Consider the following 14,253-nt stretch of genomic DNA (forward strand, 5'->3'; position numbering starts at 1 on the left):
ATATTATGAGTCTGAATTTCCTTGATTTCGAACAGCCGATTGCCGAGCTGGAAGCGAAAATCGATTCCCTGACCGCGGTAAGCCGTCAGGATGAAAAACTGGATATTAACATCGACGAAGAAGTGCATCGTCTGCGTGAAAAAAGCGTAGAACTGACGCGTAAAATCTTCGCCGACCTGGGGGCATGGCAGGTTGCGCAGCTGGCGCGCCATCCACAGCGTCCGTATACCCTCGATTATCTGCGTTTAGCTTTCGACGATTTCGACGAACTGGCTGGCGACCGCGCCTATGCGGATGATAAAGCCATCGTCGGCGGTATTGCGCGTCTCGACGATCGCCCGGTGATGGTTATTGGCCATCAGAAAGGCCGCGAAACCAAAGAGAAGATCCGTCGTAACTTTGGTATGCCGGCACCGGAAGGCTACCGCAAAGCGCTGCGTCTGATGGAAATGGCTGAACGGTTTAATATGCCGATTATCACCTTCATCGACACCCCGGGCGCGTATCCGGGCGTGGGTGCGGAAGAGCGCGGCCAGTCCGAGGCTATCGCCCGCAACCTGCGTGAAATGTCACGCCTGAAAGTGCCGGTTATCTGCACCGTGATCGGTGAAGGCGGTTCTGGTGGCGCGCTGGCGATTGGCGTGGGCGACAAAGTCAACATGCTGCAATACAGCACCTATTCGGTAATTTCGCCGGAAGGCTGCGCGTCTATTCTGTGGAAAAGCGCCGACAAAGCGCCGATTGCCGCCGATGCGATGGGCATTATCGCGCCGCGTCTGAAAGAGCTGAAGCTGATCGATACCGTGATCCCGGAGCCGCTGGGCGGCGCGCACCGCAATCCGGAAGTGATGGCTGAATCCCTCAAAGCGCAGCTGCTGGCGGATCTGGCGGATCTCGACGTACTGAGCAAAGACGAACTGCTGGATCGTCGTTATCAGCGTCTGATGAGCTACGGCTACGCCTGATTGGCGAGTCACACATTCTGAAAAGGGTCGCGTAAGCGGCCCTTTTTTTATTCGCCGTCCGGCGGGCAGGATGCGTAAACTATGCTTAAGGCTGAATTTTTGCCAGGAGGTGAGTGTTGAATATTATTGCCATCATGGGGCCGCAAGGGGTCTTTTATAAAGATGAGCCGATGCAGGAACTGGAACAGGCGCTGCAAGGGCAGGGCTTCCAGTTAATCTGGCCGAAGAACAATCTCGATCTCCTCAAGCTGATTGAACATAACCCGCGCATTTGCGGCGTGGTTTTCGACTGGGACGAGCACGGTATCGAGTTGTGCAGCGATATTAATCAGCTTAATGAATATCTGCCGCTGTACGCCTTTATCAATACCCACTCAACGATGGACGTCAGCGCGCATGAGATGCGCATGGCGATTTGGTTCTTTGAATATGGCCTGGGTGCCGCTGAGGATATTGGCCAGCGTATCCGCCAGTACACTGATGAATACATCGATAACATCACGCCGCCGTTTACCCGGGCGCTGTTCAAATACGTCCATGAGGGGAAATATACTTTCTGCACTCCGGGGCATATGGCCGGGACCGCTTACCAAAAAAGCCCGGTGGGCTGCCTGTTTTACGATTTCTTTGGCGGCAACACGCTGAAATCCGATGTGTCGATTTCGGTGACCGAACTGGGGTCGCTGCTCGATCACACCGGTCCGCATCTGGAGGCCGAAGAGTACGTGGCCCGTACCTTTGGCGCTGAGCAAAGCTATATGGTGACCAACGGCACCTCCACCTCGAATAAAATCGTCGGCATGTACGCCGCGCCGTCCGGCAGCACCATGCTGGTGGATCGCAACTGCCATAAATCGCTGACCCATCTGCTGATGATGAGCGACATTGTCCCGCTGTGGATGAAGCCGACGCGTAACGCGCTGGGCATTCTTGGCGGCATTCCGAAGCGGGAATTTTCCAGCGAATCTATCGCCCAAAAAGTGCGTGAGACCCCTGACGCCCAGTGGCCGGTTCACGCGGTGATCACCAACTCCACCTACGATGGCCTGCTGTATAACACCAACTGGATCAAACAGACTCTCGACGTGCCGTCGATTCATTTTGACTCCGCCTGGGTGCCCTATACCCATTTTCATCCTATCTATAGCGGCAAGGGCGGCATGAGCGGCGAGCGCACGCCGGGCAAAGTGATCTTCGAAACCCAGTCGACCCACAAAATGCTGGCGGCCTTTTCCCAGGCTGCGCTGATCCATATTAAAGGCGACTACGACGAAGAAACTTTCAACGAAGCCTATATGATGCATACCACCACGTCGCCGAGCTATCCGCTGGTGGCCTCCATTGAAACCGCGGCGGCGATGCTGCGCGGCAATCCGGGCAAGCGCCTGATCAATCGATCGGTTGAGCGTGCGCTGCATTTCCGTAAAGAAGTCCAGCGGCTGCGTGAAGAGGCCGACGGCTGGTTTTACGATATCTGGCAGCCCGAAGCGATTGAAGAAGCGGACTGCTGGCCGATTGCTCCCGGCGAAGACTGGCACGGTTTTACCCATGCCGATGAAAACCATATGTTCCTCGACCCGGTGAAAGTCACCATCCTGACGCCGGGCATGGACGAACACGGCAATATGGCGGAAGAGGGCATTCCTGCTGCGCTGGTGGCGAAGTTTCTCGATGAGCGCGGCGTGGTGGTGGAGAAAACCGGCCCGTACAATCTGCTGTTTCTGTTTAGCATCGGCATCGACAAAACCCGCGCTATGGGGCTGCTGCGTGGGCTGATGGAATTTAAGCGCGCCTACGATTTGAATCTGCGGGTGAAAAACATGCTGCCGGATCTGTATGCGGAAGATCCGGACTTTTACCGCAATATGCGCATTCAGGATCTGGCGCAGGGCATCCATCGGCTGATCAAACAGCACGATCTGCCGCAGCTAATGCTCAAGGCGTTCGACGTACTGCCAGAAATGCAGCTTACGCCGCACCAGATGTATCAGCAGCAGGTGAAAGGCAATATCGAAACCGTAGAGCTGGATAATCTGATTAATCGGGTTTCCGCCAACATGATCCTGCCGTATCCTCCCGGCGTACCGCTGGTGATGCCCGGCGAGCGGGTAACGCAGGAAAGCCGCGCGGTGCTCGATTTCCTGCTGATGCTGTGCTCGATTGGCCGTCACTATCCCGGTTTCGAAACCGATATTCACGGCGCGAAGCTCGGCGAAGACGGCATTTACCGGGTCAGAGTTTTAAAACAGTAGCGAGGCGCGCAGCCAGAACGCCGACAAGGAGACATTATGCTGGATTTAACCAGGGTTCATCACATCGCTATTATCGCGACCGACTATGCGCGCAGTAAGGCATTTTACTGCGATATTTTGGGTTTCACCCTCCAGTTCGAAACCTATCGCGAAGCGCGGGATTCCTGGAAAGGGGATTTGGCGCTGAACGGGCAATACGTCATCGAACTGTTTTCGTTCCCGTTCCCCCCCGAGCGGCCAAGCCGCCCGGAAGCCTGCGGGCTGCGCCATTTGGCGTTCAGCGTTGCAAATCTGGATAAGGCGGTGGCGCATCTGGAACAGCAGGGCGTCCCCTGCGAGCCGATCCGCGTCGATCCTTACACCGACAAGCGCTTCACCTTTTTTAACGATCCCGATGGATTGCCGCTGGAGCTGTATGAGGGATGATCCACTGGGATAGTCACTATCGCAAAGTGCTGGTGGCGTTCAGCGGCGGGCTGGACTCCACCGTGCTGCTGCACCAGCTGGCGGATCTGCGCCAACAGCATGATGTCCAACTGCGGGCGGTGCATATTCATCACGGTATTAGCGCCTTTGCTGATGAGTGGGTGACGCACTGCCAGGCAATTTGCGAGCGCTGGGCGGTGCCGCTGGAGGTTATTCGCGTTACGTTGCCAAACGATGGCTCGGGGATTGAGGCCCAGGCCCGTTCCGCGCGCTATGCCGCCTTTGCGCAGATTATCCAGCCGGACGAGGTGCTGGTCACCGCACAACATCTCGACGATCAGTGCGAAACGGTGCTGCTGGCCCTCAAGCGCGGCAGCGGGCCTGCAGGCCTGGCGGCGATGCCAGAAACCCTGCCGTTCGGTGATAACGTCCTGGTTCGCCCACTTTTAAATACGTCTCGTGAAGCGCTTGAAGCCTATGCCCACGCGCACCAGCTGGAGTGGATCGATGACGACAGTAATCAGGACGATCGCTACGATCGTAACTTCCTGCGCCTGCGCATTTTGCCGCTGCTTCAGGCCCGCTGGCCGCACTTTGCCCGCAGCGTAGCCCGCAGCGCGGCGCTGTGCGGCGAACAGGAAGCGCTGCTTGATGAGCTGTTAGCCGATGAACTGGCGTCGCTGATGACGCCGGAAGGCAGCCTGACGATTGCGCCTTTGCAGGAAGTGAGCCAAATCCGCCGCAATGCGCTACTGCGCCGCTGGCTCACTCAACTGGATGCGCCGCCGCCGTCGCGCGCCATGCTGGAGCGGATCTGGCAGGAAGTGGCGTTAAGCCGGGAGGATGCCGCGCCGCGCCTGCAAATCGGTGCGCATGACGTGCGGCGCTATCAGGGGCAGCTGTGGTGGATCACACGCCAGGCCGCGCCGGGAAAACAGGTGCTTGCCTGGCTACCGCCCTATGCGCCATTAAAGCTCCCACTCGAATTAGGGATATTACGCGTGGCGCAGACAGGCTATGCTGTCCGGGCTCCAGAGCAGGATGAACAGGTTTCGGTGCGCTTTCATGCGCCAGGCAACTGGCAGATCGTCGGACGCGAGCGCAGCCGAAGCCTTAAGAAACTGTGGCAGGAGCTGTCCGTGCCGCCCTGGCGACGGGATACCACGCCGCTGCTGTTTTACGGTGAGCAATTAATTGCCGCTCCAGGCATCTTCGTTACGCGTCAGGGGCAGGCTCAGGATCATGCATGCTGGCATATCGACTGGCAGAAAGGAGAATAACAATGACGATGCGTAGTGCGGTTTTAGTGGGCTTACTGGCCTGTAGCCTGCCGGTTTTAGCCAAAGGTGACCCGAAAGCGGGCGAGCAAAAAGCGATGATGTGCGTTTCCTGCCATGGCGCGACGGGCAATGTCTCGGTCCCGCTGTATCCGAACCTGGCGGGGCAACATGAGGAGTATCTGGCACACTCCCTGCACGCGTATAAAAAAGGCGAGCGCAGCGGCGGCCAGGCGGAAGTGATGAAAGCCTATGTCAGCGGGTTATCCGATGAAGATATCGATAACCTGGCGGCGTACTACGCCAGCCAGAAGCCATAAAAAAAGGGCAGCCATCCGGCTGCCCTCGTTGTTTTGGTTGTTCGCTAGCCTTCGCTAACCACCACGGTACCAATTTCCGGATGGCTGAAGCTGGCGATTTTGTCGAGACGAACTTCGCGTGAGGTGCCGGCTTCATCGATGATCAAATATTCGACGTTTTTACGAGAAACCAGATCGTTGGCTTGCGCCTTCAGTACTTCCCCACTCTTCAATTCCAGCGTTAATACCAGGTGATGCTGGCAGGCGAGTTCGAGATTGTCATAGTCATCACAATTGATGGGTTGATAAGTTTCATTCATTGACATAATCGCTCACCAGTAAGTTCGCGGCGGCATAGGCCGCCTTTTCCCGGACCGACTCAGAAAGGGCTTCATCTGAGGCCATTTCATTCAATACTTTCAATACGCAACCCAGCGCGTCGGGGACGTACCCCAGGTCGCCGCTGGCGATCTCGGCGTATCGCTTGCGTATTAACTCACAATACTTTTCCACATGCCCTCCTGTCAGAGTCCTGACTACAGACTGAATCGTGGGATGCAAGTCTAAGCCTACGAATATTAACTCTGTTTAGCAAGGTGACTATACCATACTCGCTCTGGCGGCATTAACAGTCATAGCAGGGAATTCTGTTCGAAGCGGCGGGTGAGGCAGGCGCGGGCGCGCTAATTTCGCTACAATAGCCGCCGATTGTCTTTCGGGGGACCTATGGCTTTAAAAGCAACGATTTATAAAGCAACCGTGAATGTTGCCGACATGGACAGAAACCAGTTTCTGGACGCCAACCTGACGCTGGCGCGCCATCCGTCGGAAACCGAAGAGCGTTTGATGCTGCGCCTGCTGGCGTGGATCAAATACGCCGACGAGCGGCTACAGTTTACCCGTGGGCTCAGCGCGGAAGAGGAGCCGGAACTGTGGCTGCGCAACGACTATCTGGGCATTGATTTGTGGATCGAGCTCGGCCTGCCGGATGAGCGCCGCCTGAAGAAAGCCTGTAGCCAGGCGGCCCAGGTGGCGCTGTTTACCTACAACAGCCGGGCAGCTGACATCTGGCGGCAGCAGAACCAGAGTAAGTTTCGCACTTACGATAATCTGACCATCTGGTATCTGGATGACGCGCAGCTGGCGAAGCTGAGCGCCCTGGCGTCGCGCAGCATGGTGATACAGGCCACGCTACAGGATGGGCTGATCTGGCTGTCGGAAGGTGAGAATAATCTGGAAATTACCCTGGATAACTGGCATCAGTCCGAATGATTGTTTTTTCGCGTACCGTTTCTATACCCGATGATGAAGTGACCTTCAGCGCTATACGCGCCCAGGGCGCAGGCGGGCAGCATGTGAATAAGGCCTCGACGGCGATCCATTTGCGCTTCGATATTGCCGCTTCCAGCCTGCCGGAAAGTTATAAAATGCGTCTGCTGGCGGCCAGCCACCATTTAATTACCGCGGAAGGGATCGTCATCATCAAAGCGCAGGAGTACCGCAGCCAGGAAATGAATCGCGAAGCGGCGCTTGCTCGCTTTATTGCACTGGTACGGGAACTTACTGCTGAACAAAAGCATCGAAAAGCAACAAGACCCACACGTGCGTCAAAAGAGAGACGCCTGACGTCGAAAGCGCAAAAATCTACCACCAAAGCGCTACGCGCCAAAATCCGCCGCACGTCAGACTAACTGAGGCAAAGAACAATGAAAATCAGGGATATGATGTCAAAAAGTCCACTTATCTCCGCTGCCATCGCCTGCGGGGTATTTTTACTGATTGGCTGTAATAACCGCAGCGAGAGCCAGCCACTACAGGCCGTCCAGCCGCTGGAAGCCAAAGCGATGCAGCAAAGCTTTCGCGGCCTGCTGCCCTGCGCCGACTGCGAAGGCATCGACACGTCACTGTTTCTGGAGAAAGACGGTACCTGGGTGATGAACCAGCGTTATCAGGGCGCGCCGCAGCCGACCCAGTTTGCATCGTGGGGGAAATGGGCGCGGACCGCTGACAGGCTGGTGCTCACCGATACCGACGGTGAAAAGCTCTATTTTCGCGTGAAGGGTGAAAATCTCGAGATGCTCGACCGCGAGGGCAATCCCATTGAGTCGCAGTTGAACTACACCCTTAAGCCCTCTACCGCCGCGCTGCCCGCCACGCCAATGGCGATGAAAGGCATGTATTTCTATATGGCCGATGCGGCGGTGTTCACCGACTGTGTCACCGGTAAACGCTTCCCGGTAGTGAACAACGCGCAGCTGGAGCGGGGATTTGCTGCCGCGCAGCAAGGGGAAATGAAACCGGTATTGCTGCATATCGAAGCGCATTTCGTGTTGCAGGCGAATCCGGATAGCGGGGCAATGCAGAAAACGCTGGTGGCGGATAACGCTGGCGCGTTCAAGCCTGGTGCGGATTGCGATGAGTAATCGCCGCTAAAAAAACGCCCTGCGGGTGCAGGGCGTCAGGTTTACTTCTTAATCTGGCTGACCAGGTAATCCACAATCTCACCGGTCTTGATCATTTTCTTCTCGCCTTCACGACGATACTTATATTCGATCTCGTCGCTGTCGAGGTTGCGGTCGCCAATCACCACGGTGTGCGGGATACCGATCAGCTCCATATCCGCAAACATCACGCCCGGGCGCTCTTTACGATCGTCCATCAGCACGTCGATACCGTGCGCGCGCAGCTCGCTATAGAGTTTCTCGGCCAGTTCCTGAACGCGGAAAGATTTGTGCATGTTCATCGGCAGGATCGCTACCTGGAACGGCGCGATGGCGTCCGGCCATACGATGCCGCGCTCGTCGTGGTGCTGTTCAATCGCAGCAGCCACTACGCGGGTTACCCCGATGCCGTAGCAGCCCATGGTCAGCGTCTGGTTGCGGCCATCTTCGCCCTGAACGGAGGCTTTCAGCGCTTCAGAATATTTGGTGCCTAACTGGAAAATATGGCCCACTTCGATACCGCGCTTGATCAGCAGCGTACCCTGGCCGTCCGGGCTCGGATCGCCTGCCACCACGTTGCGGATATCCGCCACTTCCGGCGTAGCCACATCGCGATCCCAGTTGATGCCGAAGTAGTGTTTGCCATCGATATTGGCACCCGCAGCGAAATCGCTCATCGCAGCCACGGAACGGTCGATAACCACCGGGATCGGCATATTCACCGGGCCGAGTGAGCCAGGACCTGCATTGACCACCGCGCGGATTTCCGCTTCGGTTGCGAACGTCAGCGGGCTTGCTACCTGGGCCAGCTTCTCTGCTTTAACTTCATTCAGCTCATGGTCGCCACGCACTAACAGCGCCACCAGCGGATAAGCGCTGCCTTCAACGGATTTCACCAGCAGGGTTTTCACCGTTTTCTCGATCGGCAGGTTATGTTGCTCAACCAGCTCGGCGATGGTTTTCGCGTTCGGCGTATCGACCAGATGCATTTCCTGGGTCGCTGGCGCGCGCGGCGCTTTCGGCGCAACGGCTTCAGCCAGTTCGATATTGGCGGCGTAATCGGAAGTGTCAGAGAAAATGATGTCATCTTCGCCGCTCTGTGCCAGCACCTGGAACTCGTGCGAGGCGCTGCCGCCGATGGAGCCGGTATCCGCCTGAACCGGACGGAAATCCAGCCCCATACGGGTAAAGATTTTGCTGTACGCCTCGTACATGGCGTCATAAGTCGCCTGCAGGGATTCCTGAGAGGTATGGAAAGAGTAAGCGTCTTTCATGATAAATTCGCGCGAACGCATTACGCCGAAACGCGGACGAACTTCATCACGGAATTTGGTCTGGATCTGGAAGAAGTTGAGCGGCAGCTGTTTATACGAGCTCAGTTCGTTACGGATCAGATCGGTGATGACTTCTTCATGCGTCGGGCCAAGGACGAACGGACGGTCCCCGCGGTCGACTAAACGTAATAATTCCGGGCCGTACTGCTCCCAACGCCCGCTCTCTTCCCACAGGTCTGCTGGCTGAACCACTGGCATCAACACCTCGATAGCACCGGCGTTATTCATCTCTTCACGCACGATGTTTTCGACTTTTTTCAGGACGCGCAGGCCAGTCGGCAGCCAGGTATATAACCCGGAGGCGAGCTTGCGGATCATCCCGGCGCGCAGCATCAGCTGATGGCTGATAACCTCGGCGTCGGCGGGTGTCTCCTTCAGAGTGGAGAGCATATATTGGCTAGTACGCATTATTACGATTCCATTAGATGGTTCAGATACAGGCAAATGGCCTGACTTAAGTAAAGTGAATTAGTTTACCAGCGAGGCCGGATTGCCAAAAGAGAAGGGTGCGAAATTAACGCGCTTCGAGTGCAAACACTTCGCAACCCGTATCGGTTACGCGCCAGCGCACGTTGAAATCCAGCAGCCAGACGGCGTAGGTTTTACCGGGATCTTCCGTTTTGCGATAGGCCGGACGCGGATCCTGAGCCAGCACTTCACGGATAAACTGTTCCAGGCGAGGATAGCGCGCATCAAGTTGGCGGATTCGATATTGCACGTCATCGGTAAAAGAGACCGCCATCGCGGCGTCGGGTGCCTGTTGGGCGTAGCCTGCACGGGCATCCGGCAGCGCTTCGGCGAACGGCAGATAGGGTTTGATATCAATGACCGGGGTGCCGTCCACCAGATCCAGTCCGCCTAATTGCAGTATCACCTCATCTTTATGGCAGCGGATCCCTTCCAGCGAAACCAGCGACATACCGACCGGATTAGGGCGGAAAGTGGAACGGGTCGCGAATACGCCCATCCGCGCATTGCCGCCAAGCCGGGGAGGGCGCACGGTAGGATGCCAGCCGCCTTCCATGGTTTGATGAAAAATAAACACTACCCAGATATGGCTGAACGCTTCCAGACCACGCACCGCGTCAGGGTTGTTGTAAGGGGAGAGAAGATGCAGCTCGCCGCCCCCGCTGGTGACAAGACCAGGCTGGCGGGGGACTGCGAATTTTTCTTTATAGGGCGAACGGATAACGCCTATCTGCTCGAGGCAGAACTGACTCATTTGGCAGAGACTTTTAACGCTGAACCCACGCAAACGGCCTGGCGGTAGCAACCCGGCGTACCGCTGGTCACTTCACAACTGTGCAGCAATACGGCATTGGCTTTCATTTTTGATGCATTAATTTGCATGCGTTTGCGTGCGGTTGGGATATTCGGCGGTGAATCCTGATTCGATGCCTGGCATGATTCGCCACTAACTTCACCTAAATCACGGAACGGCTTGCCGACCAGATCTTCCGCGTTAGTATAAATTCTGACGGGGGCAGGGCGCGGGGCCTGCGGCTTCGCGGGCTCGACTTTTGCCGGGGCTGCCGTGCTTTTGACAGGTTCAACAGGGGATCTGCTTATCATTGAACAGCCGCTCACCATGAGTGCCAGCAAACAGATCGGTAAAGCACGCATAATTTATCCTCAATCATAATTAAATCGTAGGTTATTGAATCAGGTGCCTGCACAAATAACAAGACGGGCGTGCGCCCGTCCTGAATATTTATGTCGTTCTTATTGAAGAAACGAATTACCAGCCTTTAACCGCGCCGCCGTTAAAGGTTTTGTTCGCGGCTTCGTTTACTTCATCAGACTGGTAAGCCTGAACGAATTTCTTCACGTTTTCCGCGTCTTTGTTGTCTTCGCGAGTCACGATCAGGTTCACGTACGGGGAGTCTTTATCTTCCACGAAGATGCCGTCTTTAGCCGGCGTCAGGTTGATCTGGCTGGCGTAGGTGGTGTTGATAACGGCCAGGGCAATCTGCGCATCGTCCAGGGAACGCGGCAGCTGCGGTGCTTCCAGCTCAACAATCTTCAGGTTTTTCGGGTTCTCAGTCACGTCCAGTACGGTCGGCAGCAGGCCCACGCCGTCTTTCAGTTTAATCAGACCCACTTTCTGCAGCAGCAGCAGGGAACGGCCCAGGTTAGTCGGGTCGTTAGGCACTGCGATCTGTGCGCCTTCCTGCAGCTCATCCAGCGATTTGATTTTTTTGGAGTAGCCGGCAATTGGGTAAACGAAGGTATTGCCAACGGAAACCAGTTTATAACCACGGTCTTTGATCTGCTGATCGAGGTACGGTTTGTGCTGGAAGGCGTTAGCGTCGATATCGCCTTTGTTCAGCGCTTCGTTCGGCAGAACGTAATCGTTGAAGGTCACCAGCTCAACGTCCAGACCGTATTTCTCTTTCGCGACTTTCTGAGCGACTTCAGCCACCTGCTGCTCCGCACCGACAATCACGCCTACTTTAATGTGGTTAGGATCTTTTTCTTCCTGACCACAGCCAACCAGCGCCAGAGAACCAATCAACGCGCCTACTGCTGCGAAAGTTTTTAATTTGAAAGACATAGCGATTCCTTACTCTTTTGATGTTGTGTTCGTTACTTATGCGTGACAGCCCGGACGATACGATCGCCGGAGATTTGAATGAGATACACCAGAACGACCAGTAATACTAATACTGTATTCATCACCGTGGCGTTATAACCGATATAACCGTACTGATAGCCGATCTGTCCCAGACCGCCCGCGCCTACCGCGCCGCCCATGGCGGAGTAGCCGACCAGGGTAATCAGCGTAATGGTGGCGGCGTTAACCAGACCCGGCAACGCTTCCGGCAACAGTACCTTGCGAACAATCTGCATCGGCGTGGCACCCATCGCGCGCGACGCTTCGATCAGCCCCGACGGGATTTCCAGCAGGGCGTTTTCTACCATACGGGCGATAAACGGCGCAGCGCCGACCGTCAGCGGAACAATCGCCGCCTGCAGGCCGATAGACGTGCCAACAATGGCGCGGGTAAACGGAATCATCCACACCAGTAAAATAATAAATGGGATGGAGCGGAAGATATTCACCAGCGCGGACAGCACGCGATAAACGCTGGCATTCTCATTAATCTGACCCGGACGGGTGACATACAGCAGTACGCCTGCCGGCAGGCCCAGCACAAAGCCGAAGAAGCCGGAAACGAAGGTCATCGCCAGCGTTTCCCAGACGCCGCGAACCAGCAACCACATCATTGCTTCAGACATAACCCAGAACCTCTACTTTTACATGATGTTGTTGCAAATACGCGATAGCCGCCTGCGTCTCTTCGGACGTGCCGTGCATTTCAGCCAGCATGATCCCGAACTTCACGCCGCCGGCGTAATCCATCTGGGCGCTAATAATGTTGTTATTGACGTTGTAACGACGCGCGGTTTCGGACAGCAGCGGCGCATCCACCGACTGGCCGGTAAACTCCAGACGCAGCAGCGGCACCGAATCTGCCTGCGCGATAGGCTGCAAACGCTGAGCGTAATCTTCCGGAATATCCAGATGCAGGGTGGACTGAATAAACTGCTGAGCCAGCGGCGTCTTCGGATGGGAAAACACTTCGCTCACCGTATCCTGCTCAATCAGCTCGCCGTTGCTGATCACGGCGACGCAATCGCAGATGCGCTTCACCACATCCATTTCATGCGTAATCAACAGAATGGTTAAACCAAGGCGACGGTTGATGTCTTTCAGCAGTTCGAGGATAGAACGGGTGGTCGCCGGATCCAGCGCGCTGGTGGCTTCATCGCACAACAATACCTTCGGGTTGCTGGCCAGCGCGCGGGCAATGGCGACACGCTGCTTTTGACCGCCAGACAGGTTAGCCGGATAGACATCGTGCTTCTCAGACAGACCAACCAGATCCAACAGTTCAGTGACGCGGCGCTTAACTTCTTCACGCGGAACGTTATCCAGTTCTAACGGCAGCGCAACGTTGCCGTAAACGGTACGGGAAGAGAGCAAATTAAAGTGCTGGAAAATCATGCCAATCTGGCGGCGGGCTTTGGTCAATTGCGACTCGGAAAGCGCCGTTAAATCTTGTCCATCAACCAGAACGCTGCCCTGAGTGGGGCGCTCAAGTAAGTTCACGCAGCGAATCAGCGTACTTTTGCCTGCGCCGGAGGCGCCAATCACGCCATAAATTTGCCCGGCGGGAACGTCCAGACTGACGTTATTCAACGCCTGAATGGTGCGGTTCCCTTGCTGGAACACTTTGGTGATATTCGAAAGTTTGATCATTAGCTATTTATTATCGTATGAGAGTGAGCCGTGGCATTTTGTCTTGCCAGATACGGCGGATGACCGTACATGAAATGGATGTTAAGGCATCCAGACGTCTAAATCAATCTGCTGTGCATGATGAGTTGTTTCTCACAGAAAGAAACATGCGATACTACGCGCATTACTTTATATGCAGGAGTTCTACCGGTGGCTAAATCGATGCCCGCTATTTTCCTCGACCGTGACGGCACTATTAATGTCGATCACGGCTATGTCCATGAGATTGACCAGTTCGAATTTATCGATGGCGTGATCGACGCGATGCGCGAATTAAAAGAGATGGGCTTCGCGCTGGTGCTGGTGACTAACCAGTCTGGCATCGCGCGCGGTAAATTTACCGAAGCCCAATTTGAAACCCTGACGGAGTGGATGGACTGGTCGCTGGCCGATCGCGGTGTTGATCTGGATGGCATCTATTATTGCCCGCACCATCCGGAAGGGGCAGTTGACGAATTTCGCCAGAGCTGTGATTGCCGCAAACCGCAGCCGGGGATGCTGATCTCTGCGCGTGACTATCTGCACATTGATATGGCTGCTTCTTATATGATCGGCGACAAACTTGAAGATATGCAGGCGGCACAGGCGGCTGGCGTGGGTACTAAAGTGCTGGTGCGTTCTGGTAAACCGGTGACCGAAGAAGCGGAAAAAGCAGCGGATTGGGTGGTGGATAGCCTTGCGAAGCTGCCGGAAGCCATCAAAACGCGGCAAAAAACGGCGTAGTGATTAAAAGGTGAGCAGTCAGAAATTATTTTTAAAAATAGGCTTGTCAGATTCTGATTACTCCCTATAATGCGCCACCACTGACACGGAACAACGGCAAATAAGCCGGCCGGACAGCGAAGTCCCTCCGGGGAGTTCGGCGGAGAAAAGCGAAAATTAACGCTTGACTCTGAAGCGGGAAGTCGTAATATACGCACCCCGCGCCGCTGAGAAAAAGCGAAGCGGCACTGCTC

17 protein-coding genes are annotated in these 14,253 nt (G+C 55.5%); 9 read left to right on the forward strand and 8 right to left on the reverse strand.

Annotated features, from left to right (window positions below):
* The first annotated feature begins 5 nt into the window (after window positions 1–5).
* From accA to FND52_RS14780, 5 genes are all read left to right on the forward strand, one after another.
* Window positions 6–965, forward strand: a complete 960-nt coding sequence (accA, locus tag FND52_RS14760; protein ID WP_125293592.1) for an acetyl-CoA carboxylase carboxyl transferase subunit alpha — start codon at window positions 6–8, stop codon at window positions 963–965.
* A gap of 116 nt (window positions 966–1,081) precedes the next feature.
* Entirely contained in the window at window positions 1,082–3,217 is a 2,136-nt protein-coding gene (locus FND52_RS14765) for a lysine decarboxylase LdcC (RefSeq protein ID WP_144131581.1), read from the forward strand.
* A gap of 36 nt (window positions 3,218–3,253) precedes the next feature.
* Window positions 3,254–3,643: a VOC family protein gene (locus FND52_RS14770; protein WP_144131553.1), complete on the forward strand. Its 390-nt coding sequence runs from the start codon at window positions 3,254–3,256 to the stop codon at window positions 3,641–3,643.
* A complete protein-coding gene (gene tilS / locus FND52_RS14775) occupies window positions 3,640–4,923 on the forward strand; it encodes a tRNA lysidine(34) synthetase TilS (RefSeq protein ID WP_144131555.1) in 1,284 nt (427 codons plus the stop codon). Before FND52_RS14770 ends, tilS begins: the two co-directional genes overlap by 4 nt.
* A 2-nt stretch (window positions 4,924–4,925) precedes the next feature.
* Complete coding sequence (locus tag FND52_RS14780; RefSeq protein WP_408938957.1) at window positions 4,926–5,240, forward strand: c-type cytochrome; 315 nt, start codon at window positions 4,926–4,928, stop codon at window positions 5,238–5,240.
* 44 nt (window positions 5,241–5,284) lie between these two features.
* Here FND52_RS14780 and rof read toward each other — a convergent pair whose 3' ends face one another.
* Window positions 5,285–5,545, reverse strand: coding sequence for a Rho-binding antiterminator (gene rof / locus FND52_RS14785; RefSeq protein ID WP_125293588.1), 261 nt, complete (start codon window positions 5,543–5,545; stop codon window positions 5,285–5,287).
* Complete coding sequence (locus FND52_RS14790) at window positions 5,532–5,732, reverse strand: YaeP family protein (protein WP_125293587.1); 201 nt, start codon at window positions 5,730–5,732, stop codon at window positions 5,532–5,534. Before FND52_RS14790 ends, rof begins: the two co-directional genes overlap by 14 nt.
* A 213-nt stretch (window positions 5,733–5,945) precedes the next feature.
* Here FND52_RS14790 and FND52_RS14795 point away from each other — a divergent pair, with 213 nt between their 5' ends.
* From FND52_RS14795 to nlpE, 3 genes are read left to right on the forward strand one after another with little or no spacing between them, the layout of a single operon-like run.
* Window positions 5,946–6,491: a YaeQ family protein gene (locus tag FND52_RS14795; RefSeq protein ID WP_144131557.1), complete on the forward strand. Its 546-nt coding sequence runs from the start codon at window positions 5,946–5,948 to the stop codon at window positions 6,489–6,491.
* A complete protein-coding gene (arfB, locus tag FND52_RS14800) occupies window positions 6,488–6,910 on the forward strand; it encodes an alternative ribosome rescue aminoacyl-tRNA hydrolase ArfB (RefSeq protein ID WP_125293585.1) in 423 nt (140 codons plus the stop codon). The genes FND52_RS14795 and arfB overlap by 4 nt, the downstream gene beginning before the upstream one ends.
* A gap of 33 nt (window positions 6,911–6,943) precedes the next feature.
* On the forward strand, window positions 6,944–7,642 hold the full coding sequence (gene nlpE, locus FND52_RS14805; protein ID WP_144131559.1) for an envelope stress response activation lipoprotein NlpE: 699 nt from the start codon (window positions 6,944–6,946) through the stop codon (window positions 7,640–7,642).
* 41 nt (window positions 7,643–7,683) lie between these two features.
* On the opposite strand, the gene proS is transcribed toward nlpE, so the two are convergent.
* The 6 genes from proS to metN all read right to left on the reverse strand — a co-directional run bounded on the left by proS (window position 7,684) and on the right by metN (window position 13,258).
* Window positions 7,684–9,402 carry a proline--tRNA ligase gene (proS, locus tag FND52_RS14810; RefSeq protein ID WP_125293583.1) on the reverse strand — a complete coding sequence of 573 codons (1,719 nt, stop codon included), beginning with the start codon at window positions 9,400–9,402 and terminating at the stop codon, window positions 7,684–7,686.
* 106 nt (window positions 9,403–9,508) lie between these two features.
* The gene (tsaA, locus tag FND52_RS14815) at window positions 9,509–10,216 is read right to left on the reverse strand and encodes a tRNA (N6-threonylcarbamoyladenosine(37)-N6)-methyltransferase TrmO (protein WP_144131561.1); all 708 of its coding nucleotides are present in this window, start codon (window positions 10,214–10,216) and stop codon (window positions 9,509–9,511) included.
* A complete protein-coding gene (rcsF, locus tag FND52_RS14820) occupies window positions 10,213–10,617 on the reverse strand; it encodes an Rcs stress response system protein RcsF (RefSeq protein ID WP_125293581.1) in 405 nt (134 codons plus the stop codon). The genes tsaA and rcsF overlap by 4 nt, the downstream gene beginning before the upstream one ends.
* 115 nt (window positions 10,618–10,732) lie before the next feature.
* Window positions 10,733–11,548, reverse strand: a complete 816-nt coding sequence (gene metQ / locus FND52_RS14825) for a methionine ABC transporter substrate-binding lipoprotein MetQ (RefSeq protein ID WP_125293580.1) — start codon at window positions 11,546–11,548, stop codon at window positions 10,733–10,735.
* Between the two features lie 32 nt (window positions 11,549–11,580).
* The gene (locus tag FND52_RS14830) at window positions 11,581–12,234 is read right to left on the reverse strand and encodes a methionine ABC transporter permease MetI (RefSeq protein ID WP_002437008.1); all 654 of its coding nucleotides are present in this window, start codon (window positions 12,232–12,234) and stop codon (window positions 11,581–11,583) included.
* A complete protein-coding gene (metN, locus tag FND52_RS14835; protein WP_144131563.1) occupies window positions 12,227–13,258 on the reverse strand; it encodes a methionine ABC transporter ATP-binding protein MetN in 1,032 nt (343 codons plus the stop codon). The genes FND52_RS14830 and metN overlap by 8 nt, the downstream gene beginning before the upstream one ends.
* A 189-nt stretch (window positions 13,259–13,447) precedes the next feature.
* On the opposite strand from metN, the gene gmhB reads away from it, so the two are divergent.
* Complete coding sequence (gene gmhB, locus FND52_RS14840) at window positions 13,448–14,020, forward strand: D-glycero-beta-D-manno-heptose 1,7-bisphosphate 7-phosphatase (protein WP_144131565.1); 573 nt, start codon at window positions 13,448–13,450, stop codon at window positions 14,018–14,020.
* Window positions 14,021–14,253 lie beyond the last annotated feature (233 nt).

Origin of the sequence: Atlantibacter subterraneus, assembly GCF_007570865.1 — a bacterium.
Lineage (GTDB): Bacteria > Pseudomonadota > Gammaproteobacteria > Enterobacterales > Enterobacteriaceae > Atlantibacter > Atlantibacter subterraneus.

Coding starts and splice junctions, on each gene's coding strand:
- accA (WP_125293592.1), top strand. CDS start 6: ATGAGTCTGAATTTCCTTGATTTCGAACAGCCGATTGCCGAGCTGGAA.
- FND52_RS14770 (WP_144131553.1), top strand. CDS start 3,254: ATGCTGGATTTAACCAGGGTTCATCACATCGCTATTATCGCGACCGAC.
- tilS (WP_144131555.1), top strand. CDS start 3,640: ATGATCCACTGGGATAGTCACTATCGCAAAGTGCTGGTGGCGTTCAGC.
- FND52_RS14780 (WP_408938957.1), top strand. CDS start 4,926: ATGACGATGCGTAGTGCGGTTTTAGTGGGCTTACTGGCCTGTAGCCTG.
- rof (WP_125293588.1), bottom strand. CDS start 5,545: ATGTCAATGAATGAAACTTATCAACCCATCAATTGTGATGACTATGAC.
- FND52_RS14795 (WP_144131557.1), top strand. CDS start 5,946: ATGGCTTTAAAAGCAACGATTTATAAAGCAACCGTGAATGTTGCCGAC.
- arfB (WP_125293585.1), top strand. CDS start 6,488: ATGATTGTTTTTTCGCGTACCGTTTCTATACCCGATGATGAAGTGACC.
- nlpE (WP_144131559.1), top strand. CDS start 6,944: ATGTCAAAAAGTCCACTTATCTCCGCTGCCATCGCCTGCGGGGTATTT.
- proS (WP_125293583.1), bottom strand. CDS start 9,402: ATGCGTACTAGCCAATATATGCTCTCCACTCTGAAGGAGACACCCGCC.
- tsaA (WP_144131561.1), bottom strand. CDS start 10,216: ATGAGTCAGTTCTGCCTCGAGCAGATAGGCGTTATCCGTTCGCCCTAT.
- rcsF (WP_125293581.1), bottom strand. CDS start 10,617: ATGCGTGCTTTACCGATCTGTTTGCTGGCACTCATGGTGAGCGGCTGT.
- metQ (WP_125293580.1), bottom strand. CDS start 11,548: ATGTCTTTCAAATTAAAAACTTTCGCAGCAGTAGGCGCGTTGATTGGT.
- FND52_RS14830 (WP_002437008.1), bottom strand. CDS start 12,234: ATGTCTGAAGCAATGATGTGGTTGCTGGTTCGCGGCGTCTGGGAAACG.
- metN (WP_144131563.1), bottom strand. CDS start 13,258: ATGATCAAACTTTCGAATATCACCAAAGTGTTCCAGCAAGGGAACCGC.